The 23,822-nt window shown below is 67.0% G+C and carries 15 protein-coding genes and 1 pseudogene; 8 read left to right on the top strand and 8 right to left on the bottom strand.

Annotation, left to right across the window (positions count from 1 at the left end; all coding sequences use genetic code 11):
* Positions 1–41: 41 nt before the first annotated feature.
* Positions 42–1,817 carry a carbohydrate-binding module family 20 domain-containing protein gene (locus AB0D32_RS18960; RefSeq protein ID WP_357091392.1) on the bottom strand — a complete coding sequence of 592 codons (1,776 nt, stop codon included), beginning with the start codon at positions 1,815–1,817 and terminating at the stop codon, positions 42–44.
* A 523-nt stretch (positions 1,818–2,340) separates the two neighbouring features.
* Between AB0D32_RS18960 and AB0D32_RS18965 the strand changes: the two genes are divergently transcribed.
* The 7 genes and pseudogenes from AB0D32_RS18965 (at position 2,341) to AB0D32_RS18995 (ending at position 13,875) form a co-directional block, all read left to right on the top strand.
* Complete coding sequence (locus tag AB0D32_RS18965; RefSeq protein ID WP_357091394.1) at positions 2,341–4,761, top strand: carbohydrate-binding module family 20 domain-containing protein; 2,421 nt, start codon at positions 2,341–2,343, stop codon at positions 4,759–4,761.
* 121 nt (positions 4,762–4,882) lie between these two features.
* Positions 4,883–5,168 (top strand): annotated as a pseudogene (locus tag AB0D32_RS18970) (FAD-linked oxidase C-terminal domain-containing protein); the annotation flags it as partial.
* 1,076 nt (positions 5,169–6,244) lie between these two features.
* Complete coding sequence (locus tag AB0D32_RS18975) at positions 6,245–9,859, top strand: amino acid adenylation domain-containing protein (RefSeq protein ID WP_357091396.1); 3,615 nt, start codon at positions 6,245–6,247, stop codon at positions 9,857–9,859.
* Positions 9,860–10,082: 223 nt separating this feature from the next.
* The gene (locus AB0D32_RS18980) at positions 10,083–10,568 is read left to right on the top strand and encodes a cobalamin-dependent protein (protein WP_357091398.1); all 486 of its coding nucleotides are present in this window, start codon (positions 10,083–10,085) and stop codon (positions 10,566–10,568) included.
* Positions 10,555–11,967: a methylaspartate mutase gene (locus AB0D32_RS18985; RefSeq protein ID WP_357091400.1), complete on the top strand. Its 1,413-nt coding sequence runs from the start codon at positions 10,555–10,557 to the stop codon at positions 11,965–11,967. Before AB0D32_RS18980 ends, AB0D32_RS18985 begins: the two co-directional genes overlap by 14 nt.
* On the top strand, positions 11,957–13,480 hold the full coding sequence (locus AB0D32_RS18990; protein ID WP_357091402.1) for an AMP-binding protein: 1,524 nt from the start codon (positions 11,957–11,959) through the stop codon (positions 13,478–13,480). Before AB0D32_RS18985 ends, AB0D32_RS18990 begins: the two co-directional genes overlap by 11 nt.
* Positions 13,481–13,605: 125 nt before the next feature.
* Positions 13,606–13,875 carry a phosphopantetheine-binding protein gene (locus AB0D32_RS18995; protein WP_357091404.1) on the top strand — a complete coding sequence of 90 codons (270 nt, stop codon included), beginning with the start codon at positions 13,606–13,608 and terminating at the stop codon, positions 13,873–13,875.
* 219 nt (positions 13,876–14,094) lie between these two features.
* Here AB0D32_RS18995 and AB0D32_RS19000 read toward each other — a convergent pair whose 3' ends face one another.
* The 3 genes from AB0D32_RS19000 to AB0D32_RS19010 form a co-directional block, all read right to left on the bottom strand.
* On the bottom strand, positions 14,095–15,492 hold the full coding sequence (locus AB0D32_RS19000) for a hypothetical protein (protein ID WP_357091406.1): 1,398 nt from the start codon (positions 15,490–15,492) through the stop codon (positions 14,095–14,097).
* A 675-nt stretch (positions 15,493–16,167) separates the two neighbouring features.
* Positions 16,168–17,454 (bottom strand): hypothetical protein, encoded by a 1,287-nt coding sequence (locus AB0D32_RS19005; RefSeq protein WP_357091408.1) that lies wholly within the window; start codon positions 17,452–17,454, stop codon positions 16,168–16,170.
* A gap of 256 nt (positions 17,455–17,710) precedes the next feature.
* A complete protein-coding gene (locus tag AB0D32_RS19010; protein WP_357091410.1) occupies positions 17,711–18,412 on the bottom strand; it encodes a Crp/Fnr family transcriptional regulator in 702 nt (233 codons plus the stop codon).
* A 229-nt stretch (positions 18,413–18,641) separates the two neighbouring features.
* Here AB0D32_RS19010 and AB0D32_RS19015 point away from each other — a divergent pair, with 229 nt between their 5' ends.
* The gene (locus AB0D32_RS19015; protein ID WP_357091413.1) at positions 18,642–19,682 is read left to right on the top strand and encodes an LLM class F420-dependent oxidoreductase; all 1,041 of its coding nucleotides are present in this window, start codon (positions 18,642–18,644) and stop codon (positions 19,680–19,682) included.
* A 59-nt stretch (positions 19,683–19,741) separates the two neighbouring features.
* Here AB0D32_RS19015 and AB0D32_RS19020 read toward each other — a convergent pair whose 3' ends face one another.
* The 4 genes from AB0D32_RS19020 to AB0D32_RS19035 form a co-directional block, all read right to left on the bottom strand.
* Entirely contained in the window at positions 19,742–20,338 is a 597-nt protein-coding gene (locus AB0D32_RS19020) for a DUF4188 domain-containing protein (RefSeq protein WP_357091415.1), read from the bottom strand.
* Between the two features lie 119 nt (positions 20,339–20,457).
* A complete protein-coding gene (locus AB0D32_RS19025; protein WP_357091417.1) occupies positions 20,458–21,786 on the bottom strand; it encodes an NtaA/DmoA family FMN-dependent monooxygenase in 1,329 nt (442 codons plus the stop codon).
* Positions 21,787–21,853: 67 nt separating this feature from the next.
* Positions 21,854–22,534, bottom strand: coding sequence for a peroxiredoxin-like family protein (locus AB0D32_RS19030; RefSeq protein WP_357091419.1), 681 nt, complete (start codon positions 22,532–22,534; stop codon positions 21,854–21,856).
* A 33-nt stretch (positions 22,535–22,567) separates the two neighbouring features.
* On the bottom strand, positions 22,568–23,797 hold the full coding sequence (locus AB0D32_RS19035; protein WP_357091421.1) for a cytochrome P450: 1,230 nt from the start codon (positions 23,795–23,797) through the stop codon (positions 22,568–22,570).
* Between the last annotated feature and the right edge of the window lie 25 nt (positions 23,798–23,822).

Below are 23,822 nucleotides of genomic sequence, written 5' to 3' on the forward strand. Positions count from 1 at the left end.
GCCCGCCGAGTTCGCTCGGCGGGCCACAGCTGCGGGATGGGTCAGTTGCGCCACGTATCGTTCAGGGGGGTGGTCCCACCGTTGCCAACGGTGACGGTGCGGTTGCCGCCACTTTCCCAGGTGACGTTGCCGTTGGCGTCTTTGCGGATGTACTTGTAGCTGATGCTCGTTCCGGCGGGTAGGGCCACCGTGAGTCGCCAGACGGGGTAGCTGGCCGAGGAGAGCAGCGGCGCCTGGGCGGGATCCCAACCACCGAGGGCAGGATGGTCACCAGCGACGTGGATGTTCTGGCCCCAACTGGTGGTGGCGTTGACACCGAAGCTCACTCCGGCCTCAGACGGCGGGTTGCTGGTGGGGGGTGTGGTCGGCTGCGAACCGGACCCGCCGACGTGCAGGGCGATCGCGTCGTTGGGGCCGACGCTGGCGGTGAACTGGCCGGAGCCGTTGACGGTGTGGGTGGGTCCGGTGCAGCCGCCACCGGTGAGGTCTCCGTGCTGGACGTCGCAGTACGTGCCGGCCGGCAGCGAGGTCTGGAACGTGCGGGTGAGGGTGCCGCCGGTGCGGTTGATCGCGACGTAGGCCTTGTTGCCGCGGCCGAACGCGATCTGGTCGTCGCCGTCGGTCCACCAGTTGGTGACCCCGGTGCCGGCGGCGGCGTTACGGAAGCCGACCATGTTGGCCAGTTGCCGCCAGGCGTGCTGGCACTTCCAGCCGTCCGAGTAGCAGGAGTTCACATGTCCGCCGTTGGGTGGGCCGGCGTCACGGTCGCTGAACTCGTAGCCGGAGTGCACGTGCGGGGCGCCGTAGGGCCAGGCGAGCATGAACACGCCGGCGAGGGTGTACTCGGCGCCGTTCTTGTAGGAGAGGGTGTCGCCACCGCGTTCGGTGTCGTGGTTGTCGACAAAGACGCCGGCCTTGTTACTGGGTAGGTAGCCCCAGCGTTCGCCGAAATCGCTCAGGTAGGCGAGTTTCTCGTTCTGGAACACTCGCTTGAGATCTCGGGCGTACCGGAACTCCTGCACGTCGCCGGTACCGAGGTACTCGCCGGGCTGTACCGCCTCGCCGGCACCGTAGATCGCCTCCTGGATCCAGTAGGCGTTCGGGTTGCTCAGCCGTGACTTGATTGCCGAGAGGTCACCGGCGGCCATGTGCTTGGCGGCGTCGATGCGGAACCCATCGACCCCGAGGGAGAGCAGATCGTTGAGGTACCCGGCGATCCGCCCGCGCACGTAGTCGCTGGAGGTGTTCAGGTCAGACAGTGAGACCAGTTCGCATTCCTGTACGTCGTAGCGGTTGCCGTAGTCCCGGATGTCGGTGCGGCAGGAGTGGAAGTCCTGCACCTGGTAGAAGCCGGGGTAGTTGTACTTGCTGTAGTTCGTCCCGCCGGTGCCGGTGCCGGAACCGGCGCTCATGTGGTTGATGACCGCGTCGACGATGACCTTGACTCCGACGTTGTGGCAGGTGGACACCATGTTCGCGAAGGAGTTCCGGTCTCCGAGCCGGCTGGCGATGTTGTAGCTGACGGGTTGGTACGAGGTCCACCACTGGCCGCCCTGGATGTGCTCCTGAGGCGGGGAGACCTGGACGAAGCCGTAGCCCTTCGGGCCGAGGGTGTCGCGGCATTCACGTGCGATCGAGTCGAAGCGCCACTCGAACAGGACGGCGGTGACGTCTCTTCCGCCGGGCGGGCTGGCGGTGGCTGCGGGTGACGATCCGACGGCGGTAGCGATAGCTGCTCCGGCAGTGAGCGCCAGCGCGGCACTGGCGAGCAGGCTGACTGTCCTGGCTGGTCGGCGGGATCGATGGGTGATGGACACGGCGCTCTCCTGGGGATGGACGGACGCGGTGCGGGGTTCCGGCTCGACGTTGGACCGGGCGGCGGCATGGAGCCCGAAGAAGTCTTGCAAGAACTTCAGTAAACTTGCTGAAACTTGCTGGAAACTTCTGCATCACAAGCTAAGACCGACCACAGCTCGCGTCAAGGATTCAGCCCGGTGGATGCGCGGGCACGCTGCTGGCCGACGTCTGCCACCTGCGACAGGCGTCGCAGATCAAGCCGGAGATGCGGCACAGCGGATTGGGCCAGGAAGCTGCCGACAGGATCGCCTCCACTTCGACCGCATGGCGGCGCACATCCCGCCCGAACGGCCGGCCACAGTGACGACGGCCCACACCTGTCTCACATCGTGGTCGCTGCCGTCGCGCAGCGGCAAGATTGCGGGCGGATTTCTGGAATGTTGCCGCAAGGTCTTGCATGCATTGCAGACATAGAGCATCCTCGTCGTCATTCGGATGGCCATCCACCCCCACACTCCTTCCCCCACGGAGGTAGGTCCGTCCATGCATACCCTGAGATCGTCGGCTAGCGGCCGCGTCGGTCGCCTGCTGACTGCCGCCGCGCTAGCCGTGTCCGCCGCCACTCCGGCGGTCCTGGCGACTGCGGCCCCCGCGCAGGCAGCCGTCACCCTGAACAACAGCGAGGTAACCGCGAACCTCTGGGAGTGGAACTGGCCGTCGGTCGCCGCGGCCTGCACCAACCACCTTGGCCCGGCCGGGTACGGCGCGGTCCAGGTCGCTCCGCCGCAGGAGTCGGTCAGCCTTCCGAACAGCAGCGACGGCGTGCACCCGTGGTACGAGGTCTACCAGCCGGTCTCCTACAAGCTGGAGAGCCGGTTCGGCAACCGGCAGCAGTTCGCCGCCATGGTCAGCGCCTGCCACGCCGCCGGGGTGCGGGTGTACGTGGACGCCGTGGTCAACCACATGGCCGGCACGAACAACCCGGCGGGCACCGTCGGGTACGCCGGAACCCAGTTCTCCGGTTACAGCTACCCCGCTGTGCCCTACGGCAACGGCGACTTCCACCGCCCGGGCGACAACTGCCCGACCAACGGGGCGATCAACGACTGGAACAACGAGGCCCAGGTCACCAGCTGTGAGCTGCTCTCCCTCTCCGACCTGTACACGGAGAAGGAAAGCGTCCGCAACAAGATCGCCGCCTACCTCAACGACCTGATCGGCCTCGGCGTCGACGGCTTCCGGGTGGACGCGGTCAAGCACGTCAAGAAGGACGACTTCGCGGCCATCCTGGGCAAGCTCAACAACACGGTCGCGGAGAACCGGCGTCCATACGTGGCCCAGGAGATCTTCGACGGCGCCAGCAACGACGCGCTCAAGGCGCGGGCGTTCATCGGCAACGGGGACGTCCTCGACTTCGCGTACGCCAAGGGGATCCGGTCCGCCTTCCAGGGCTCGGTGTCCGCGCTGGCGAACATCCCCAACTGGAACCTGGACGCGCCGAGCGCGAACGTCTTCGCCATGGTCACCAACCACGACCTGGAACGCGACGGGGTCGTCCTGTCCTACAAGAACGGCACCGACTACGTCCTGGCCAACTATTTCGCGCTGGCCTACCCGCACGGCAAGCCGTCGGTCTACGACAGCTTCTCCTGGAACAACCGCAACCAGTCCCCACCGCACAACGGCAACGGGTACGTCACCGACACCGTCTGCGGCAGCGCCTGGAACTGCCTGACCCAGAGCACCGGGATCAAGGGCATGGTCGGCTGGGCCAACGCGGCACGATCGGTCAAGACCGTCTCCGACTTCACCACCGTCAACAACAACGTCATCGGCTTCCACCGGGGTGACCGCGCCTGGATCGGCATCAACGACTCCGGCGCCGCCACCAGCGCGCAGTTCGTCACCGGTCTCGCCGACGGCGAGTACTGCGACGTCATCTCCGGCGGGGTCGGTGGCTCCGGCTGCACCGGCACCCGGGTCACCGTCTCCGGTGGACGGGCCACCGTGAACATCCCGGCCAACAACGCGGTCGCGATCCACGTCAACGCCCGGCCCACCCCGGGGGTCACCGTCAACACAACGTTCACCGCCACCGCCACCCTCGATGCCGGACAGACCCTGCACCTGGTCGGCAACACCGCCGCGCTCGGCGGCGGCAACACCGCCAACTCCGTCGCCCTGAGCGGCAGCGGCAGCGCCTGGACCACCACCGCCGCCCTGCCGGCCAGCACCGGAATCTCCTACCGCTACCTGGTCAAGAGCGGGTCCACCGTGGTCGGGCAGGAGGCGACCGACCGCAGCTTCACCACCCCGGCCAGCGGCACCGCCGCCCGGACCGACACCTACGTCCCCGGACCGGTCGGCGACACCGTCGAGGCCACCTTCACCGTCGCCGCCTCCACCACCGGCGGCCAGAGCGTCTACGTGGTGGGCAGCGTCCCCGCGCTCGGCTCGTGGGCCCCGGCCTCGGCGGTCGAACTGACCGCACAGGGCGGCGTCTTCCGAGGCGTGGTGCAACTACCGAAGTCCAGCACGGTGGAGTACAAGTTCATCAAGAAGACCACCTCCGGCACGGTCACCTGGGAGTCCGGCGCCAACCGGAGCCTGGTCACCCCGGCGGCCGGCGGCGTCACGGTCAACGAGACGTTCCGGGGGGACAACCCCACCTCGACGGTCGCCGCCTCCTTCCAGGCCACCGCCACCACCACCTGGGGCCAGAACGTCTACGTGGTCGGCAACGTCGCGGCCCTGGGCTCGTGGAACCCCGCGAACGCGGTCCCGCTCTCCTCGGCCAGCTACCCCGTCTGGGCAGCCACGGTGAACCTCCCACCGAACACCGCGGTGGAGTACAAGTACCTCAAGAAGAACCCCGACGGCGCGGTGACCTGGGAGAGCGGCGACAACCGCAGCTTCACCACCTCGTCCGGCGGCACCATCACCCGCACCGACACCTGGAGGTAGACCCAGCTTGATGGTGGTTGGCCCCGCACAGTACGGGGCCAACCACCATGCCACTTCTGCTCGACGCGGTCTCTCGTCTGGGCCGCCGTCGGGGTACGACCAACTTGACCGCGACGTTGGCGCGGCCGGACGGGCGGTCGCCAGTATCGCCGGAAGTGGACTTACGCCCAGTCTGTTGGAATTGATCGATCGTACGTACCTTGCGGGCGGTCGAGACGGACCGGCCGACGAGCCTGCGTACTGACGTCGAGGCGCTGCTGCTGGCCTCGGCGGACACCGGGTCCCAGGCCGCCGAGGACTTGGCGCGGTTGGCTGAGGTGCGTGCGGCGTCGGGTGCCGACGAGGTCTACGCGGCCACGGACGCGGTGGAGGTGGCGGCCCTGTTGCAGGCCCGCCGGCTGGGGCACGCGGCCGGCTGACACTCTGACCGCGCCGACAGGGGCCTTTTAGAAGAAAGGGTGATCAACGCAATCAATGCGGTCATGCCGTCGTCCACCACCGCCCACCGACCTCTGAGTGAAGATCGAGGGTGTTGCTTTGATCCACTGGCTGTGCGTAGGATCCCCCACCAGGAGGGCGATACATGACAGAGCGGCATCCGACTGCTAAAACATGGACGGTCGGATGTGGCAGGCACTTTTGGTGAGCTTTTTTTGAGGTTGTTTGCTCCGATCACATGAACGCTCGCCTGCCCGCAGCGAAAGCCGTCGGGTCAGCCTACCTTTCCCCGGAGATTATTCCAATCGGAGGCTGGAGTCATTCATGCAGTTATCCGTCTTCAGGCGGAAGGGATCGAGGGGCGGGCCGCAGATGCGTGGCCGCTCGATCCGTTCCGCAACAGTATCACTGAATCGCTGTCCACGCGCTGTCGCCAAGGAGCCGAAGCATGCTTCGACGTCTTACCTTCGGCCGTCCGCGGAGTGCCGGACGGGGTATGACCACTCTAGACCATCCTGACGGCGGACGCCTCGCCCCAGACGGTCAGCACGGGTGGTTTCAGCTGATGCCTACAGACTTGGCTGGCGTCTAGGACGGGCTGCCGGGCACATGCACTCACTCTCCCTCCTCGCGGCTCACGTCCCCGCCCTTGCCCACTCTTCGTCATCCCTCCTCCTGCTGGTCGATCACCCTCCTTCTCCGACGGAGGAGAGAACGCAATCCCATCTCTGCCACAGGAGCGGCCGTGACTGAGCAATCGCCTGAGTTGGCCGATCGGATTCCAGGAGACGAATCGCTCCTTGAACTGCCTACCGATCGACCGCGTACCCGTGCTTGTGGTAGCCGCAGGGCGGACGAGCCATTCGCCATCACCGGGGCCATGGCCGAGCGGGTTGACGCGTTGGCGAGTCGGGTCGGGACCGACAGGTGGGTGGTTCTCCAGACCGCGTGGCGGCTGCTGCTGCATCGCTACAGCGGGCAGAAACGATTCGTCATGGGTGTCATGTGTGTGCCCGTCAGGCCAGCCAGAGCGCACCATCGCGCAATGGAGCCGGGCACCGTCGTCGAGTGTGGCGATCCCGGGTCACTAGGGTTCGACGCGTTGGCCAGAGCAAACGGCACCGAACTCATGCGCCTCCTTGACAACCCGGCAGAACAACCGGGCGACGGCGAACGCCGATCCGAACCTCGGATCCAGGCGGTACGCGCGGCGTTTGCCTGGCACGGCAAGGAGACAGCGGTCCACGGCGAGCCGTCGGATCCTCCCGTGGCCGATGGGAGCACCTCCCTGGCGGAGATCAGACTGACGATGACTGCGACCCCCGCCGGTCTCGATGGTCAGCTCAGCTACGAACCCGAATTGTTCGACCGCGACACCGTCCGTCGCATGATCGCTCACCTGATGACTCTCCTGGGCAGCGCATACGCTGACCCGCACACTCCTGCTCGGCTTCTCACCCTCCTGACGCCCGACGAGACCACGACGATCACCCGGCGGTGGGGACGGGGCAGGGCAGCCAGCACACCCGATCTCTGCCTTCACGAACTGTTCGAGAGACAGGCGGACCGGGTGCCGGACTCCGTCGCGGTCTCGTGTGGCGACTCCACGCTCACCTATGGAGAGCTGGAGCGACAGGCCAACCAACTGGCTCGGCTACTCCGTCAGCGCGGGGTCGGGCCGGAGTGCCGGGTGGGCATTCTCCTGAGGCGGGAGCCGGGGGTGATCGTCGCGATCCTGGCGATCCTCAAGGCTGGCGCAGCCTACGTACCGCAGGACCGCGATCAGCCCCTGGAGCGGACGGCGAGCGCTCTGGCGGCCGCCGGTGTCAGCCTGGCCATCACGGATGCCGGCACCGCTGACCTTCTGGCGCCGACCGGTCTTCCCGTTCTGGACGTCGATCGGCATGTCGCCGAGCTGCGGGCACAACCGAGCGACCGACCGGAGTCCCTCGCCGCCCCGAACAATCTGGCGTACGTGATCTTCACCTCCGGCTCCACCGGCACGCCGAAAGGCTCGATGATCGAGCACCGAAGTGCCGTGAACTACCTGCTGTGGGCTGATTCCGTGCTGCCCACGGGCCATCGGCAGGGCACCCTGGTTCATACTCGGCTGAGCTTCGACTTCACAGTTCCGTGCATCTTCGTTCCCCTCATGAGGGGCGCGGAGATGGTGTTGCTACCCGACGGCGCGAGGATCGACAAGGTAGTCGACGTGCTCACCGGCGACGCCGACTTCGATTTTGTCCGGCTCACCCCATCGCACCTCGAAGTCCTCGAAGGGCAGCTCCGGCTGCGGGGCGGAAGACTGGCCACCAAGACGCTGTTCGTCGGCGGTGAACCGCTGCGCCTGGAGGTCGTCAGGTCCCTTGCGGCCCGGGCAGCGGGGCTGACGGTGCTGAGCCAGTACGGCGCCACGGAGGTCACCGTGGGCGGTTGCTGCGTGGATGCGACTGCCGTTGCTGCCGCAGGCGGTCGAGGTACCACACCCCTGGGGCGCCCCAACCCCAACATCGAGGTCTACGTGCTCGATGAGGATCTTCAACCGGTCCCGTACGGGGTCGTCGGCGAAATGGTGTTCGGTGGTTCCGGGGTCGGCCGTGGCTATGTCGGGTCACCGGGTCTCACGGCTGAGCGTTTCGTGCCCGACCACCTTGGCGGCCGCCCTGGCGCCCGCCTGTACCGGACGGGGGACCTCGGACGATACCGAGCGGACGGAACGCTGGAGATCGTCGGACGCCGGGACCGTCAGGTGAAGGTGAACGGGCATCGGATCGAACTCGGTGAGGTGGAGAACGTACTGCATACCCACCCGGGGGTGGAGCGGGCCGTCGTAGGCGTCGTCGGTCGTCCAGACGAACGACGTCGCTTGGTGGCCTACGTGCAGCCTCGCCCGCGGCTGGAACCGTTCACCACTCGACAGCTCCAAGAGATGTGTGCCGCCGCACTGCCGTCGTACATGGTGCCGGCCAACATCATCATCGTGGAGAAGATGCGGCTCACGCCTAATGGCAAGATCGACGTACAGGCGGTTTCCGATCACGCCGACCGGATCAGCGACGAGCCCTCTCTTCTCAGTCCTGACGAGCAGCGGATTGCGCGGGCGTGGCAGACGGTGCTCGGGGTCGACGTGGTGGGACCCGAAGACGACTTCTTCGGACTTGGTGGCGATTCCCTCGCGGCGATGCGTGTGGTCCACCTTCTGGAATCAGCGGAGCAGGTCCGGATCGGGCTGGATGACATCTTTGCCCATTCCACCCTTTCAGCGCTGGCGGAAAGGGCGAGGAAGGTGGAAAGTCCCGCCCAGATGGCCGTTGCCGCCGAAGATGTGGCAGGCCAGCAAGCCAGCGCCCTGTCCCCGACTCAACGCGGTCAGTGGCTCCTACACCAGGTGTACCCTGAGCTACCGATATACAACGTCCCCTTGGCGTATGAGATCACGGGGCAGATCGACGTGGCCGCGCTGAACCAGGCGTTGAACCTCCTGGTGAGCCGGCACGAGGTGTTGCGTACGTCCTTCCCGGACAGTCGTGGCGTCCCCACCCTTCGGGTGCATCCCCACGTGAGTGTCAGTCTCGACGAGGTCGATGCGACGGGGAACGACCCGGCCGCCCTGGAGGTGCAGATGCGCCTCGTGGCGCGGACCCCTTTCGACCTCGAACGCGCACCCCTACTACGCGCCAGCCTGGTTCGGCTTCTCCCCGACAGGCATGTTCTGCTTCTCTGTCTGCACCACATCATCTGCGACGACTGGTCGATCGGTGTCATCACCAACGAGTTGAGCGAGCTCTACGACAGCATCGTGGGATCGCGGCCGGCACGCCTGCCGACACTGGACGTCACGTACTCCACGTTTGCGGCGTGGTACGAGCAATGGCTCAGCGGAGAACGGCTCACGCGCCAGGTGGACTACTGGCGTTCCGCCCTCGCCGGCTATGTCCCCTTCGACCTTCCCGCCGACAAGCCGCGGCCGAACCACCGACCGGTAAGCGGCGACCGGGTCGAGATCGATCTGCCTGGTCCCCTCATGAGCCAGCTCCGCGCCACGGCTGAGGATCATGGCTGCACGCTCTTCATGGCGCTCGCCGCAGCGTTTCAGGAACTGCTGGCACGGTACGCCGAACAGGACGATGTGGCGATGATCGTGCCAGTCGCGGGCCGCCATCATCCCGGTACGGAGTCTCTCGTGGGACTTCTGATCAACACGGTCGTCCTGCGCGTCCACACCGGCGGCGCGCCGACGTTCGTAGAGATGATGCAACGCGTGAGGCAGTCGGCGCTCGGCGCGTTCAGCAACTCGGATATTCCTTTCGCTCGGCTCGTGCAGGAGCTCAGTCCTCCCCGCGACCGAAGCCGCCAGCCCTTCGCTCAGGTCGCCTTCGCACTTCAATCGGTCACTCCTTCCCCCGTAACTTTCGCAGGCACGGATGTCCGACAACTGTCCATTCACAACAAGACTGCCAAGCTTGATCTGATGGTCGAGGTGATCCCCGTTTCGCCGACACGATGGTCGCTACGCGCCGAATACGCCACCGAGATATTCGACCGCGACTCGATACAGGCCATGGTTCTACATTTCCGTCAGCTACTCACCGCCGGAGCGCAGGATTCGAAAGCGCAGCTCTCGGCCGTGCAGCTGGTTGAAGAGCGCCACCCGTCGTAGGCGGCCCTCGAGCCTGGGTGCTGCCGCCCAGCGCCGACCTCTTCAACTGATGAGAGCGTCACTGTCCGCATGAACAATACGCGAGAAACCGTCAGCACAGACCAGGCGTCGTTGCGACTTCCGGGAGACTTCAGGCATGGATATCACCGATGATGGATGCCTGTGCCCCGCTTGCCGCACCGGATGCAGCGGTCAACCCTCGATACGTAGAAAACGGTCAGGAATGAGAAGCGATTACCGCCCCGGCAGGCGAACCGTCATCCTGTGCGTCGCGGCCAGTGATTCCCATGTGGTCGCAAACCACCTCATAGCCCATCTGCTCAGATCGCACGGCTTCAACGTGGTGAACCTTGGCGCCTGCACGACGGTATCCGATATTTGCGATGCCCTCCTTCGGTGGCCCGAAGCGGAGGCGGTGCTCGTCGGCAGCCTTAATGGACATGCGCGACAGGATCTTGCCGACCTGCCAGAGGCAAAGGATCGCGGTGCGATCACCTGCCCGGTGATCGTCGGGGGAAACCTGTCGGTGGCCGTGGCCGACGACATCAGCAAAGACGCGGCCCTCTACGCTCTGGGGGTAGACCACATCCTTCGCGACCCGTCCACGATCCCCACGCTACTCGATCGGCTCCGAGGGCAACCCGACGGCGATCTGACCGGCTTCTCGGGCTCGCCGCCCATTGAGGAGCCAGTCGATGCACCTCGATGAATTTCCATCGACTGCCGACTCGGTCGACTTCGTGAAGGCACTGAAGAAGCCCACTGTTCCTGATGTTCTCGGGGCGGCGCAGGCCCAGGGCCTTGTGGCGATTCAGCCACGATGTGGCGTCGGCGGTCATGAGCAGATGCGCGCCCTGTTGCTCGCCCTCGAAGAAGGTGCCCACCCCGACATCCTGAGTCTGACAATCGACTCCTACACGCGGCTCAACCAGTTCGACAGGGCTCTGTCATCGTTACGCAACGCCCCTGAAGAACTGAACGGCTACCCGTTGGTGACGCATGGTTGGCGGCGCGGACGCGACCTGAACCAGGCGGTCTCCGTCCCGCTCGAGGTGCGCCATGGCTCTCCGTTGCCGCGCCGGTTGTTCGAAACCACAATCGCGTCAGGAGTAACGTCCTTCGAGGGCGGCGGAATCTCCTACAATCTCCCATACTGCAAAGATGTCCCGCTCGCGGACTCGTTGAATGCATATGCGGAGATTGATGCAAGGTGCGGCGAGTTGGCTCAAGCGGGTGTGGTTGTCGACCGTGAACTGTTCGGCAGCCTCACCGGCGTCCTCGTGCCACCGTCGGTCAGTCTCGCGATCAGCGTGTTGGAAGCGGTCATGGCCACCCGCGCCGGAGTGACCTGCATATCGATTGCATATCCGCAGGCCGGGAGTCTGGTACAGGATGTCGCTGCGCTCCGCGCGATTCGGTCTCTTGCAAGTCGCTACTTACCATCGTCAGTCAACGTCTATCCAGTGCTCCATGAGTTCATGGGAGTCTTTCCGAAGAGCCGTGCCCGCGCTGAGCAACTCATATTCGCGGGAGCCCTGACCGCGAGGCTGGGCGGCGCCGCGAAGGTGGTCACAAAGACGATCCAGGAAGGCTATGGCATCCCGGACGCCTCGGCGAACATTCATGGGATACGCCTTGCGCGGATCGCGAACGCCCCATTCATCCATGCCATCCGACTCGACGAGGACGCCCTGGAGGAAGAGCAGCACTGGATCGAGCGGGAGGTGGATGAGATCGTTGGGCCACTACTCGGCGCCGGCAGTCTTCCACTGGCGATCTCCTCGGCATTCAAACGCGGCTCCCTGGACGTTCCCTTCAGCGCAAGCAGGCACGCGAGGTCACGCGTGATGCCGTGTCGCGATCGCGCCGGCGCAATACGCTACCTGGACGCGGGAGGCCTGCCTTTTTCTGAAGATGTCCTGCGTCGAAACCGCTGCCTGCTCGATGATCGGTGGCTTACGGCCACTGATCATGACCGAATGCAACTACTGATGGCAGACATCAACTACTTCCTTGAGCCGCCAGGGGAACAGGATTTCGACTTTGTGCCGACTGTGGTTGGTTCGGCAACCCAGGGAGCTGATCCGGAGGAAACGTATGCTGCATGACTGGTTCATCCGGAGCGTCGAGAAGTATCCAGACGAGCCTGCCCTGATCGTCAACGGCCGGCAGTTGAGCTACGCCGAGCTCGACGGGATCTCCCGCGTCATCGGCCACCGCCTGCTCGCCGAGGGTGTCGGCCGGCCACGAGTCGGCTTACTCTCCACGCGGACCGTCGAGACCTACGCGGCCTACATCGCGAGCCTGCGGATCGGCGGTGTCGTCGTGCCGCTCGACCCTTCTCATCCCGCGGATCGCCTGGCCGTGGTCGCCCGCTCGGCCGGCCTGGACTTCATCGTCGCCGATGACACTGCAGACGCAGCACTTCTGGACACACTCCCGGCCCGTGTCGTACGCATCGGGTCGCCCGCGGCATCGGATATCGCTGCCGGATCGGCGTTGCGGGACAGCTTGCCTGACTGGACGGGCAATCCTGACGACCTCGCCTATTTGCTGTTTACCTCAGGCTCGACAGGCCAGCCCAAGGGCGTGCCGATCAGGCACGGCAACGTAGACCCGTTCATCGATCTCAACGTCGTCCGCTACGGGATGGAACCAGGCTGCCGACACTCGCAGATGTTCAGCCTGACGTTCGACCTGTCGGTCTTCGACATGTTCGTCACCTGGGGCTCCGGAGCCGCTCTGGTGGTGCCGTCGGCCGACGACCTCTACGATCCGGTCGAGTTCGTCAACAAGCATCGGTTGACGCACTGGTTCTGCGTACCCTCTCTGGTTTCCATGGCTACCCGAGCGCGGCTGCTGTCTCCGGGATGCATGCCGTCGCTGCGCTGGAGCCTGTTCTGCGGGGAGCAACTCACGCTCAACCAAGCGCAGGCATGGGCCGAGGCTGCACCGAACAGCACGTTGGAAAATCTCTACGGACCCACCGAGCTCACGGTGGCGATGACGTCATATCGCCTACCGAAGGAACGCGACGCCTGGCCGGCGACATCCAACGGAACCGTGCCGATCGGCGCGGTGTATCCGCATCTGGACTTTCAGATCGATCCAGAGTTCGGCGAGCTGCAGGTGCGGGGCTCCCAACGGTTCTACGGCTATCACGACGCCAAGGACAATGCGGGGCGGTTCATCGAACCCACACCTCCTCGGCCCAGGTCCGATCGCCCCGAACCAGGGCCTGAGGCGTGGTACCGCACCGGCGATCGAGTCGCCCTCGAAAACGGGATCCTCGTTCACCTGGGCCGCCTGGACCACCAGGTCAAGATTCGCGGCTACCGGATTGAGATACCTGAGATAGAGAGCGCCATGCGGATGTGGGGAGGGGCCGATGAGGCGATCGTGCACGCGGTCGCGCATCTCGACGGGCAACTCGAACTCGCCGCCATCTGCACCGGTGACGTCCCGTCAGCGAGTGAGCTACGCAAACGACTTCGCCCGCACCTGCCCGACTACATGATGCCCACCCGCGTCGCGACCCTGGCCGGCCTCCCGGTGAACGACCGCGGCAAGATCGACCGAACGGCCTGCGCGGAACTGCTGCAAAAGAGGTTCGCGCGCTGAGTCTGGGCGTCCGGAGAATGGCGAGCGGGAAGGCGATGACTTTAACGCTCTCGTGAGCCAGTTTCAGCGGAGATCAGCCGAGCAGATCTGAGTTTCGTCCCTGTTACTTCTTGTTGGAGAACCTAATGCCCATTGATCGACTTGCGCGTAAGTCGCTGGAGGCGTCGATGTGCGACCTGTTCGCCGAGTGTCTCGACATCGAGACCGTTTCGGTGACGGACGATTTTTTCGACGTCGGTGGCCACTCGTTGCTCGCGGCTGAGGTCGTGGCGAGGATCAGTATCGAATTCGAGGTTAACCTGAGGCTTCGTGACTTCTTCCGCAATCCGACTGTCGCGCATGTCTGTGAACTCATCGCCGAACAGGAAGGCGTCGTCTCGGGCGAGCGCTCGTGAGGACGCCCATCACTCCAGTGGACCCGTCCGGCTACATGTTCTACGCGGACGATCCTCGACCAACTGCGCAAGCTTGCGGCTGAGCCTGCCGGTGGCCGCGCAGGCGGACGTCACCGCTGCCCTCGCCTGGCATCTCGCGAGAGATGTCCACCACAACCGACCGATGTGACGTCGTAGCCGAACCGGTTGCTGGTCAGGGCGGCCCCGAGATGGCGAAAGTCAGCGTTCGACGGTGGCCATCCCATGGCGATCATCGCTCGACGATGGAGAGCCGGAGCTGACGAACACCGGTGCGAGCAGGGTGCCTCGTTCGGTGGTGCCGCGGATGACGGTGCTCGATTCTCTGACCAGTCGGGAGGTAAGACCGGTGAGCCCGGCCGGTCCGTAGTGCAGCCCCCACACCGCGTGCCAGTCCCGCACCGCGCCGCCCTGCTCGTCGTAGCCCGGCTCGATCCGGGGCACGACCCGCCGCTGCACGATGTACCGGCCGTCCCTGGCCGCCCTGGTGAGCGCCTCGCGCCAGGTCGTGTCGTCGACCGTCCAGCCGGCCACCGTGCCCTCACCCCGGGCCAACGTGGTCGGTTTGAGGATGCTGTCGGACCGGTCGCGGATCATGCCGGTCAGGTCGTGCGAGCCGTCGATGCGGGTCGCCCGGGGCAGGATGCGGCGCAACGCGGCGCGTTTGGCCTCGGTCAGCGCGTCCTGCACTGCGGGCAGCTGCACCAGGGCGAGGCAGGACTTGCTGTTGAACACGTCATGCGCCGGTACGGTGACCACCGGCGGAGTGGCGCTGTCCACTGACGGGTGCAGCCGCCGCCAGGCGATCACCGGGTCCGGCTCGGCGGCGATTTCCTCCAGATTGAACAGCCGCAGGATCGCGCTGACTCCGGCGACACCGTCGGCGATGGTCCCATCGGGTTTCGACAGGTCGGCGATCTCTGCCAGCCGAGTCTGGAAGGGGCGCGTCTCGATCCGCTCGGCCATCGGCTGCCATGCGGCTGCCCACTCCCCGAGTGCCCCGGTCGCCTCGACCATCAGCACCTTCCTGAGGCCGCCAGGCGTTCCGGTCTCATGCTCCGGTGCCGCCGCGTCCAGCAGGTCGACCAAGCCGGTGACGGAATCGAGGTGACGTAGTCCGTGTCGCTCGGCGAAGTGGCCGAATCGTGGGTCGGCCAGGATCGCGGCAGTCAGCGGTGCCCGCGCGACCCCGCCGACCGCGGTGCTCAGGCCCAGCTCGATCACCTTGAAGCCGGTGCCGTCGTGGATCAGGTCGGCGCGGCCGTACCGGACGAGGCGTGGCATGTCGGTGTCGACGAGCATCGGGCGGATCGCCGCCGGCGCGTCGGTCAGCGCGCCGAACGCGGCCAGGCTGCCGCCCGCGAGCAGATCGGGCAGCCTGCCGACGACATCGAGCAGCACCTCGAAGTCGGCGTAGAACGAAGCGATCTCACGCTCCGCGACGAACATCGGGCGCGGGAAGGTCCGCGCCGCGAGTTCTGGCCCCAGCACCGTGACGGCGTGATCGGCTGGCAGGTCGGCCGGCAGCTTGCCGGCCCCGACCGCCCTCAGATAGTCCGCGGCCGGGTCGGGGAGGAAAACCGCGCTGGTGGAGTCCATCAGGCGACCCCTGCCCTGGTCGCGACGCGACGGTGGTGCGACGTGGCGTGGCAGGAGCGGGTCGGCGTCGGCCGTTCAGGCTGACAGGAGCAGGGCATGGTCTGCCTCCAACTGGCGCAGCAAGCGGTGATCGGCGTGCAGGAGTTGACAGCGACCTGCACAGCGACGTCGACCTCCTCACGAGCACGTGCGAAGTCAAGCGTGGCGGTCACCGATTCCTCCTTGGCTCCGACATCGTGAGCTCGAGCCCGAGGGCTGGAAGGAGCCGCTGTCAGCGTTCGACGAGTGATCGAGGCCATGATCAACCATATTTACCTGTTTCGCAACGAGAGAGTTGCCGGTCCCAGGATTCCCGCACTGGGATTGCTACGTATCAGCTCGCTGCCGTCACCAGCACGACCGAGTCCGGCGCATGCGGGCAACCCGGTGCCCTCGACCGGTGTCGCCGGCCGCTCCGGCAGTCCTCTGCCGATCGCATGCGCCGGAGCCGGCGATGCCAGGCGGCGGGATCGATCGGCTGTGCGGCCGGTCTCGAGGTCGGTCGCGGTGACCTTGTCACCGTCATTGGTGATCACGGGCGCGTCGGCGCAGGACGAGACGTCCTCGTCGTAGCCGCTGCCCGCAGCCGACGCCGAAACGCCGGGCCCCGCGTGGGGCCCGGCGTCCGTCGGACGATCAGCTGGCAGCTGCGGCCTGCCGGGCGAGCGTCCGCGCGTCCTCCGCCCGCCGGCGGCGCCCGCCGCGCCACAGGTTGCGGCCCCACATCGCCAGGCCGCCACCGTTGATCAGCGCGGCCAGCACCGCGACCGTGGCGAAGTCGGCCGACGAGAACCGCGTCGGCTCGCCCATCGCAAGCAGCACGAACTGCTCCACATAGACCCACAGCACCGGCAGGATCGTGAACACCAGGGCGACCAGCCCGAAGACCCGGCCGAACACCCACACCGCCGCGTACCCCCGCACCTTGCGCATCTCGCCGCGCGGGATGCCGGCCTGCGAGATCACCTTGTGCCGTCGGAAGGTCAGCCGCTTGATCCCGTTGGACAGGAACCTCTCGGTGTCGGACATCAGGTTGCGACAGTTCAGGGCGGTCGCGATCACGTAGTACATGTCGGTCCGCAGGTAGAAGAAGAACTGGAACCCGATGCGCACCATGAAGGTGAGCAGAGCCGCGCTGGCCAGCAGAGTCGCCCAGTTTGGCACGTCGAGGATGTTGCGCCGGGCGGCGAACAGGAACGCGACCAGCAGGGAGCCGAAGAACGCGTCGACGAAGAATCCGGCGAGGAAGGCCTTGTACCGCGCACGCTTGGAGGCCATCCAGATACCGCTGATGTCCGTCTGGGCGACCAGGACGTACATGAGGTTGCTGATGCCGAGGGTCGCCGACACACCCACCGAGCGAGCCGCCAGCGCGTGCGCGAGTTCGTGCAGCGACAGCCCGATCATCGCCAGCGTTACGCTGATCACGGTGAGAACCGCGAAGTTCCCGCCTTCGAACAGCAGCGCCCGTGGGCCGGGCACCAGGCCCGGATCGGTGATCGCCATCGCCACGCCGGCGAGGATGACCGCGAGGCCGGGCAGGATCACAGCGGGACCGGTGAGTCGGCGCGCGGTGGCCGGCGAGATCCAGTCGAAGCTCCACCGCTTGATCGTGTTATGCGCGTGCTGGTGAGCCGGCTCGGTGGCGGCGTCCGGCTCGCCGCCGCGGGTGACGAAGCCCTCGTCGGCCAGCACGGCGACAAAGTCCTCGACGTCCACGCTCTCGCCGTGCTTGCGCTCGTAGATGCGGGCGGTCTCGGCGATGGTCCGACCCTCGGCGAGCGCGTGCAGAATGTCCAGCCCCTCGGCCGGAATGGCGAGATAGACCTTGCGGTCGGTGTCGCCGATGATGACGTCCGCACCGTCAGTGGTCGAGACGAACGGGCGGACGGTGACGACGGACTCAGCCGTATTGACGGCCATGGGGCAATTCCTTCCACTTCCGCGGTGCAGATGGCGCTCGGCGGGGACCGGAGCGATCATTCACGCCGGTCCCCGCCGATCATGAACCGTTCGTCAGGCGGCCGAGGCGGCGGGCACGCAGTCCGCGTTGGCGCTGGTCTTGATCGGCTCCAGCTTGCGAACGACAAGCTTCTTCATACTGACCTCCCTGAGAGTGGGTTTCCTGGGAGGCATCCTCTACCGTTGACCGCTCGGCGGTCTGCTCACTAATGAGCAGTCAGTGTGTTGCGGTGGAGATCCACGAGGAAAGGCGCTCCTCGTGCACGGTCAGGTGCGACCGAGGGGTGAAATCCACCATTCCCAGTTCACGGAATCGCTTGAGGAACTGGCCGATGCGGGTCCGCGTGGTGCCGACCATCTCGGACAGATCTTCCTGGGTGAAGGCGATGTCCACCCGGGTGCCACCCGGGCCGCGCTGGCCGAAGCGCTCGGCCAGGTCCAGCAGGCGGACCGCGAGGCGCAGCTCGCTCGGCAACGTCACCATGTCCGCCACCACCTGCTGCTGATGCCGCAGACGGATGCTGAGGTGACGCGCGAGCACGTCACCGGAGCCTTCAGCGGCCAGCACGGCGGCGGCCCGCGCCGCCGGGACCCGCAGCAGCACGGTCCGGGTCAGTGCGATCGCGGACTCCAGTCGCTCCAGACCGAGCAGAGCGATCTCGCCGAACAGGTCACCCATCACGTACACCGAGAGCAGGCAGCGTTTGCCGCTCGCGGCCACCATCTGCGTCTTCACCTGACCACGCTCTACGACGTAGACGTGGTCGTCGCGTGTTCCGCCCCGATAGACGTGGTTGTTGCGGGAGACCTCGATCAGCGAGGTCCCGGCCACCCGTCCCGCCAGCGCCCGGAAATCCGAGATGTCAAGCCTCGGCGGGGACTTGGCTTGTGTCACGTCGGCCCACCTTCCGCCCGGCACCGCACAGCACCCACAGAGGAAACCACATCCTCACCTGCAGACACTAGGCAAGACTCATAAATACCCGTAAAGACGAGGTCGCAGTCGTCCGGACGTCGTGGCCACCCCAGCACCTGCGCAGGCTCGGCCGGCCCCAGCCGGGGTGGGCTGGTCGAGCCTTGTGGGAACCTTGTAGATGACGTAAGAAGGCTTGCACATACGAACACATACGATCTCGGGAGCGTCGCCGATGCGGCTGGGTATGCCTCTCAACTATCGCGCCGGCATCACCGACATCGCCGACGAGCTGGTCGACTTCGAGCAGGCGGGCCTGGACCTGGTGCTGGTGGCCGAGCTGTACACGTTCGACGCCGTCAGCCAGCTGGGATTCATCGCCGGGCGAACCCGGCGGCTGGGGATCGCCTCAGGGGTGATGCAGTTGTACACGCGTACCCCGACTCTGATCGCCACCACCGCCGCCGGGCTCGACCACGTCTCATCGGGCCGGTTCACTCTCGGCCTGGGCGCCTCCGGCCCGCAGGTCATCGAGGGGTTCCACGGCGTGCCGTTCGACGCGCCGCTCGCCCGTACCCGCGAGGTGATCGACGTCTGCCGGCGGGTCTGGCGCCGGGAGAAGCTGGTCCACCAGGGCACCCACTACCGCATCCCGCTCCCCGTCGAGCAGGGCACCGGCCTGGGCCGACCGCTCAAGCTGATCAACAAGCCGTTCCGGGAACGGATCCCGATCACCCTCGCCGCGATCGGGCCGCGCAACGTCGAGCTGGCCGCGGAGTTGGCGGAGGGCTGGCAGCCGGCCTTCTTCTACCCCGAGCGGTCCGCCGCCGTGTGGGGCGAGAGCCTGGCCCGTGGCGCCCAGCGGCGCGACGCGTCACTCGGGCCGCTCGACGTGAACGTCAACGCCCTGCTGGCGATCGGCGACGACGTCACCGGACTGCGCCGGCTGGCCCGGCAGGAGCTGGCGCTCTATCTCGGTGGCATGGGCGCGGTGGGCGCGAACTTCTACAACACCCTCGCGCAGCGGTACGGGTTCGGCGAGGCGGCGCGCACCGTGCAGGAGTTGTACCTGGCCGGGCGACGGGACGCCGCGGCTGAGGCGGTGCCGGAGGAACTGGTGGAGGGCACCAGCCTGATCGGTCCCGCCTCCTGGATCGCCGAGCGGCTGGCCGCGTACCGGCAGGCGGGAGTGACCACCCTCAACGTGACCCCGCTGGCCCGCGCGCACCGGGACCGGCTGCGACTCGTCGAGCGGCTGCGCGACCTGCTCGGCTGAGCGGCCACGCGGCCGGCCTGCGGTCGGTCCGGCCGGGCACGCCGGCCGGACCGGGATCGTCAGGCGACGCTGCGGTCGGCGGCGCCTCGCGGGAAGACTTCGTCCACGACCGGTGCCAACGGATCCACGTCGCTACCTGACGCGGCAGCCGCCTCGGCCGCGGCGCGCGCCCCGGTGGCCCGGCGGGCGGACGCGCTGTTGCCCCGGCGGCTCACCGGCACGCACTCCCCGGCCGCGGCGAGGCCCGTCGCCACCGGCATGTGGTTGTAGACGGCCTCGTACTCGCCGTTGCGGACCACGTAGGACTCGTGCCAGATGCCGACGACGGAGTTGTCCTTCATCCGCCGGAAGTAGTCCTGCAGAGCCTTGGAGTGCGCCAGCTCTCGGTTGTTGGCGAACCGTTCGAGGTGCTCGATGCTGCGGAAGTAGGCGATCATGACCGCACCCCGATTGCCCCAGTACGCGTGCGCGTGCAGGGCACCGGTCGCCTCCTGATCGGCGAACATGGCCTTCAACACGCCACCCATCGACCAGAAGGTCGGCAGCCAGCGGTTGACCTTGAAGAAGTTGTTGACCCGCATCCCCGTCATGAAGACGGCGAAGTCGCCCTCGATCTCGGCGGCCATCCTCGGGCCCACGACTGGCTTCCTGCCCATGCCCGGACATCCTTTCAGCGACGGCTCGAATACTTCGGAACACTAGCAATGACACTCGCCACCAAACAAGACACTTCAACATACGAGAAGAGCCTCGGTGGGTCGTCCGGCGCGGACGATCAGGCGTCCGGTCCGAAGTAGCGCTGCCGCAGCGTCTCGCCCTCGCGGTATGCGGTGCGGAACATGCCGCGCCGTTGCAACTCCGGGATGAGCAGGTCGCAGATGTCGCCGATACCGTCCGAGGGACTGCACGGAATCAGGTTGAAACCGTCGACGTCGGCGACCTCCAGCCACTGCTCCATCCGGTCGGCGATCTCCTCGGCCGTGCCGAACAGGGTCATCGGCGCGTCGCGGCGGGCCCGCCGGGGGCGGGACACCAGGTACCGCACGTCACCGATGGTCCACGACCGCTCGGGGCTCAGCCCGCGCAGGAAGCCCAGAAAGGACTGGCTGCCCTGATTCTTGACCTCGTCGACGGGGGTCTCATCCGGGTACGCGGCCAGATCGACGTCCATCCAGCCGCACCACTTCGCCAGTTGCCCCTCGGGGCTCCAAAGCTCGTGGTACTGCGCGGCCTTGCGCTTCGCGGCGGCGCGGTCCGCGCCGACCATCACCATGGTGCCCTGGAGAGCACGCACGCCCTGCGGGTCGCGTCCCGACTCGGCCACCCGCTGGCGCAGTCGCCGGACCGTCTCGGCCCCGCTCTGCGGGTCGGCCATGGTCAGGAAGATCACCTCCGCGTGCCGGGCGGCGAACGCCATGCCCCGGCCCGACGCGCCCGCCTGGTACAGCACCGGTGTGCGCTGCGGCGACGGCTCGCACTGGTGCGGGCCGCGCACGGTGAACCAGTCGCCCCGGTGGTCGATGGCGCGCACCCGGGACGGGTCGGTGAAGACGTCGCCGTCGATGTCGCGGACCACCGCGCCGTCGTCCCAACTGCGCTCCCAGAGGGCGCGGACCACGTCGAGGTACTCGTCGGCCCGGTCGTAGCGCAGGTCGTGGTCCAGATATTCACCGAGCCCGTTGTCGGTTGCCGAGCGCAGGTACGAGGTGACGATGTTCCAGCCGATCCGGCCCCGGGTGAGGTGGTCGAGCGTGGAGAACAGCCGGGCGCACTCGTACGGCTGGTGGTAGGTGGTGGAGTAGGTGACCGCGAAGCCGAGGTCGGTGGTCGCCATCGCCGCCGCGGCGACGACCGGCACCGGGTCGATCGAGGGAATCTGCACGGCGTGCCGGACCGCGGTCGCCCACGACCCCTGGTACACGTCGTAGGTGCCGTGGATGTCGGCGAAGAACAGGGCGTCGACGCAGGCCGCCTCCAGCCGCCGGGCGAACGCGGCCCAGTAGTCCAGCGACCGGTAGCCGGTGCCGGTCACGTCGCCGGGCGCTCGCCACATTCCGACGAACTGGGGCGACGGCGAGCATTCGGTGAAGACGTTCAGGTGCATGTTTCCCCCTCCACGAGGGTCGCGCCGCCACCCGACGTTCAGGTGGCGACGCGACCGTTGACGCCGGTCAGGACCGGGCCGAGCGATCCAGGCTCAGGCGTTCGATGGCCGCGAGCAGGTCGGCCGGCTCCGTCCGCTCCCAGTGGCGCGCGTACGCCGAGGCGAAGCGCAGCACGCCGTCGCTGTCGGCGAGGAACACCCCGGGCATCGTCATGCTGTTGCTGTCGTCGCCGTTGATCTGCGAGAAGTCCATGCCGAAGCTGCCCCACACGTCGAGCAGGTCCTGGTTCATCGTGTAGGTCAGGTTGAACCTCGCGGCGTAGGCGTTGCCCCGGTCGCTGAGGATCCGGTACGAGAGCTTGTTGCGGCGGATGGCCGCGCGCAGGTGCGGCATGGTGACGGGCGAGACGGCCACCAGGTCGGCGCCGAATTCCCGGATCTGCGGGTAGACCTCCTCCAGCGCCTCCAGTTCGAAGTTGCAGTAGTCACACCAGACGCCCCGGTAGAAGACGACCGCGAGCGGCCCCCGGGTCAACAGGTCGGCGGAGGAGACGAGTTCGCCGTTCTCGTCGGACAGCTCGAAGGAGGGGAACGGATCTCCCGCTCTCAGCACCCGGTCCTCGGCGCCCGAGGCGGCCAGGGCGTGCGCCTCCCGGTAGATCACCTCGAGATGGGCCGGCGTGATCGGTGGCACCTCGCCCGCCTCCTGACGGACCTTGTACTCCCGCAGCCGTTCGTTGAGGGACATCGACCTCTCCTTTCTGACGGCCTGGCCTGGGTCTCAGGTCCAGCCCACAGGCATCGACTTGATGCCGTTGACGAAGTTGGACTCCAGTCGGACGACCGGGCCCGTGGAGGCGAGTCGGGAAAGGTGCGGGGCGACGGCGTCGAGCAACGCGGCCATCTCCATCCGCGCCAGGTGGGCGCCCAGGCAGAAGTGCGGGCCCACACCGAAGCTGAGGTGCGGGTTGGGCGCCCGCTCCAGGTCCACTCGATGGGGGTCGGCGAAGACCGCGGCGTCACGGTTGGCAGAGACGTAGAACATGACGACCTTGTCGCCCTCGGCGATTCTCGTGCCGGCCAGGGTCGTGTCCTGGGTGGCGGTCCGGCGGAACTGCATGATCGGGGTGACCACCCGGAGGAACTCGTCGGCGGCGGTGGCGGTGGGCAGCGGCCCGCCGAGCCAGCGCCGACGTAGCGCTTCGTCGTGCAACAGCAGGTGCAGGGCACCGGAGATCAGATGACGGGTCGTCTCGTTGCCGGCGACCACCAGCAGCAGCCAGAACTGGCAGAACTCCCGGTCGGTCATCCGCCGCCCGTCGACCTCCGCGGAGGCGAGCAGGCTGATCAGGTCGTCGCGGGGCGCGGCCCGCCGCCGTACGGCCACGGCCAGCGCGTACTGGAACGCCTCCGTGAACGTCTGCCGGTAGACCTCGACGTCCCCGCCGCCGTATTCCGGGTCGTCGAAGCCGACCAGGTTGTTGCTCCAGCGGTACAGCAGATGCCGGTCGCCGCGGGGCAGGCCCAGCAGGTCGGCGAGCACCAGCAGGGGCAGTTCCGCCGCCAGGTCGGTGACCGCGTCGAACGTGTCCCGCTGACGTACCGCCTCGACGAGGTCCTGGGCGTGCCGGGTGACGGTGTCGGCGAGCGCGCGGACGGCGCGTGGGGTGAACACCGAGCTGACGATGCGGCGGATCCGCACGTGCTGCGGGGCGTCCATGTTCACCAGCAACTGCCGCATGAAGTCCAGGTCCGCCGGGGTGCGTGGGTCGTGCAGGAACGCCCCGCGCAGCGCGGAGGAGAACACCTGGGGCTGCCGGGACACCTCCACGACCGCCTCGTGGGTCGTCACCGCCCAGAACCCGGAGCCCTGCTGCTGCATCCGGCCGGCCGAGCTGTGCCGCCACAACGCCGGCTCCGGCACCCACCCGACCGGCTCCTCGTGGCGACGTCGGTCGAACTCGGCGTGCGGCACGCCGAGGGCGTAGGTCGCCGGGTGGGCAATGTCCACCGTGGATGTCGATCGCGTCGCTGGC

Source organism: Micromonospora sp. NPDC048170 (genome assembly GCF_040652795.1).
Lineage (GTDB): Bacteria > Actinomycetota > Actinomycetes > Mycobacteriales > Micromonosporaceae > Micromonospora.

Coding starts and splice junctions, on each gene's coding strand:
- AB0D32_RS18980 (WP_357091398.1), top strand. CDS start 10,083: ATGAGAAGCGATTACCGCCCCGGCAGGCGAACCGTCATCCTGTGCGTC.
- AB0D32_RS18990 (WP_357091402.1), top strand. CDS start 11,957: ATGCTGCATGACTGGTTCATCCGGAGCGTCGAGAAGTATCCAGACGAG.
- AB0D32_RS19015 (WP_357091413.1), top strand. CDS start 18,642: ATGCGGCTGGGTATGCCTCTCAACTATCGCGCCGGCATCACCGACATC.
- AB0D32_RS18965 (WP_357091394.1), top strand. CDS start 2,341: ATGCATACCCTGAGATCGTCGGCTAGCGGCCGCGTCGGTCGCCTGCTG.
- AB0D32_RS18975 (WP_357091396.1), top strand. CDS start 6,245: ATGGAGCCGGGCACCGTCGTCGAGTGTGGCGATCCCGGGTCACTAGGG.
- AB0D32_RS19020 (WP_357091415.1), bottom strand. CDS start 20,338: ATGGGCAGGAAGCCAGTCGTGGGCCCGAGGATGGCCGCCGAGATCGAG.
- AB0D32_RS18985 (WP_357091400.1), top strand. CDS start 10,555: ATGCACCTCGATGAATTTCCATCGACTGCCGACTCGGTCGACTTCGTG.
- AB0D32_RS19025 (WP_357091417.1), bottom strand. CDS start 21,786: ATGCACCTGAACGTCTTCACCGAATGCTCGCCGTCGCCCCAGTTCGTC.
- AB0D32_RS19000 (WP_357091406.1), bottom strand. CDS start 15,492: ATGGACTCCACCAGCGCGGTTTTCCTCCCCGACCCGGCCGCGGACTAT.
- AB0D32_RS19030 (WP_357091419.1), bottom strand. CDS start 22,534: ATGTCCCTCAACGAACGGCTGCGGGAGTACAAGGTCCGTCAGGAGGCG.
- AB0D32_RS18995 (WP_357091404.1), top strand. CDS start 13,606: ATGCCCATTGATCGACTTGCGCGTAAGTCGCTGGAGGCGTCGATGTGC.
- AB0D32_RS19005 (WP_357091408.1), bottom strand. CDS start 17,454: ATGGCCGTCAATACGGCTGAGTCCGTCGTCACCGTCCGCCCGTTCGTC.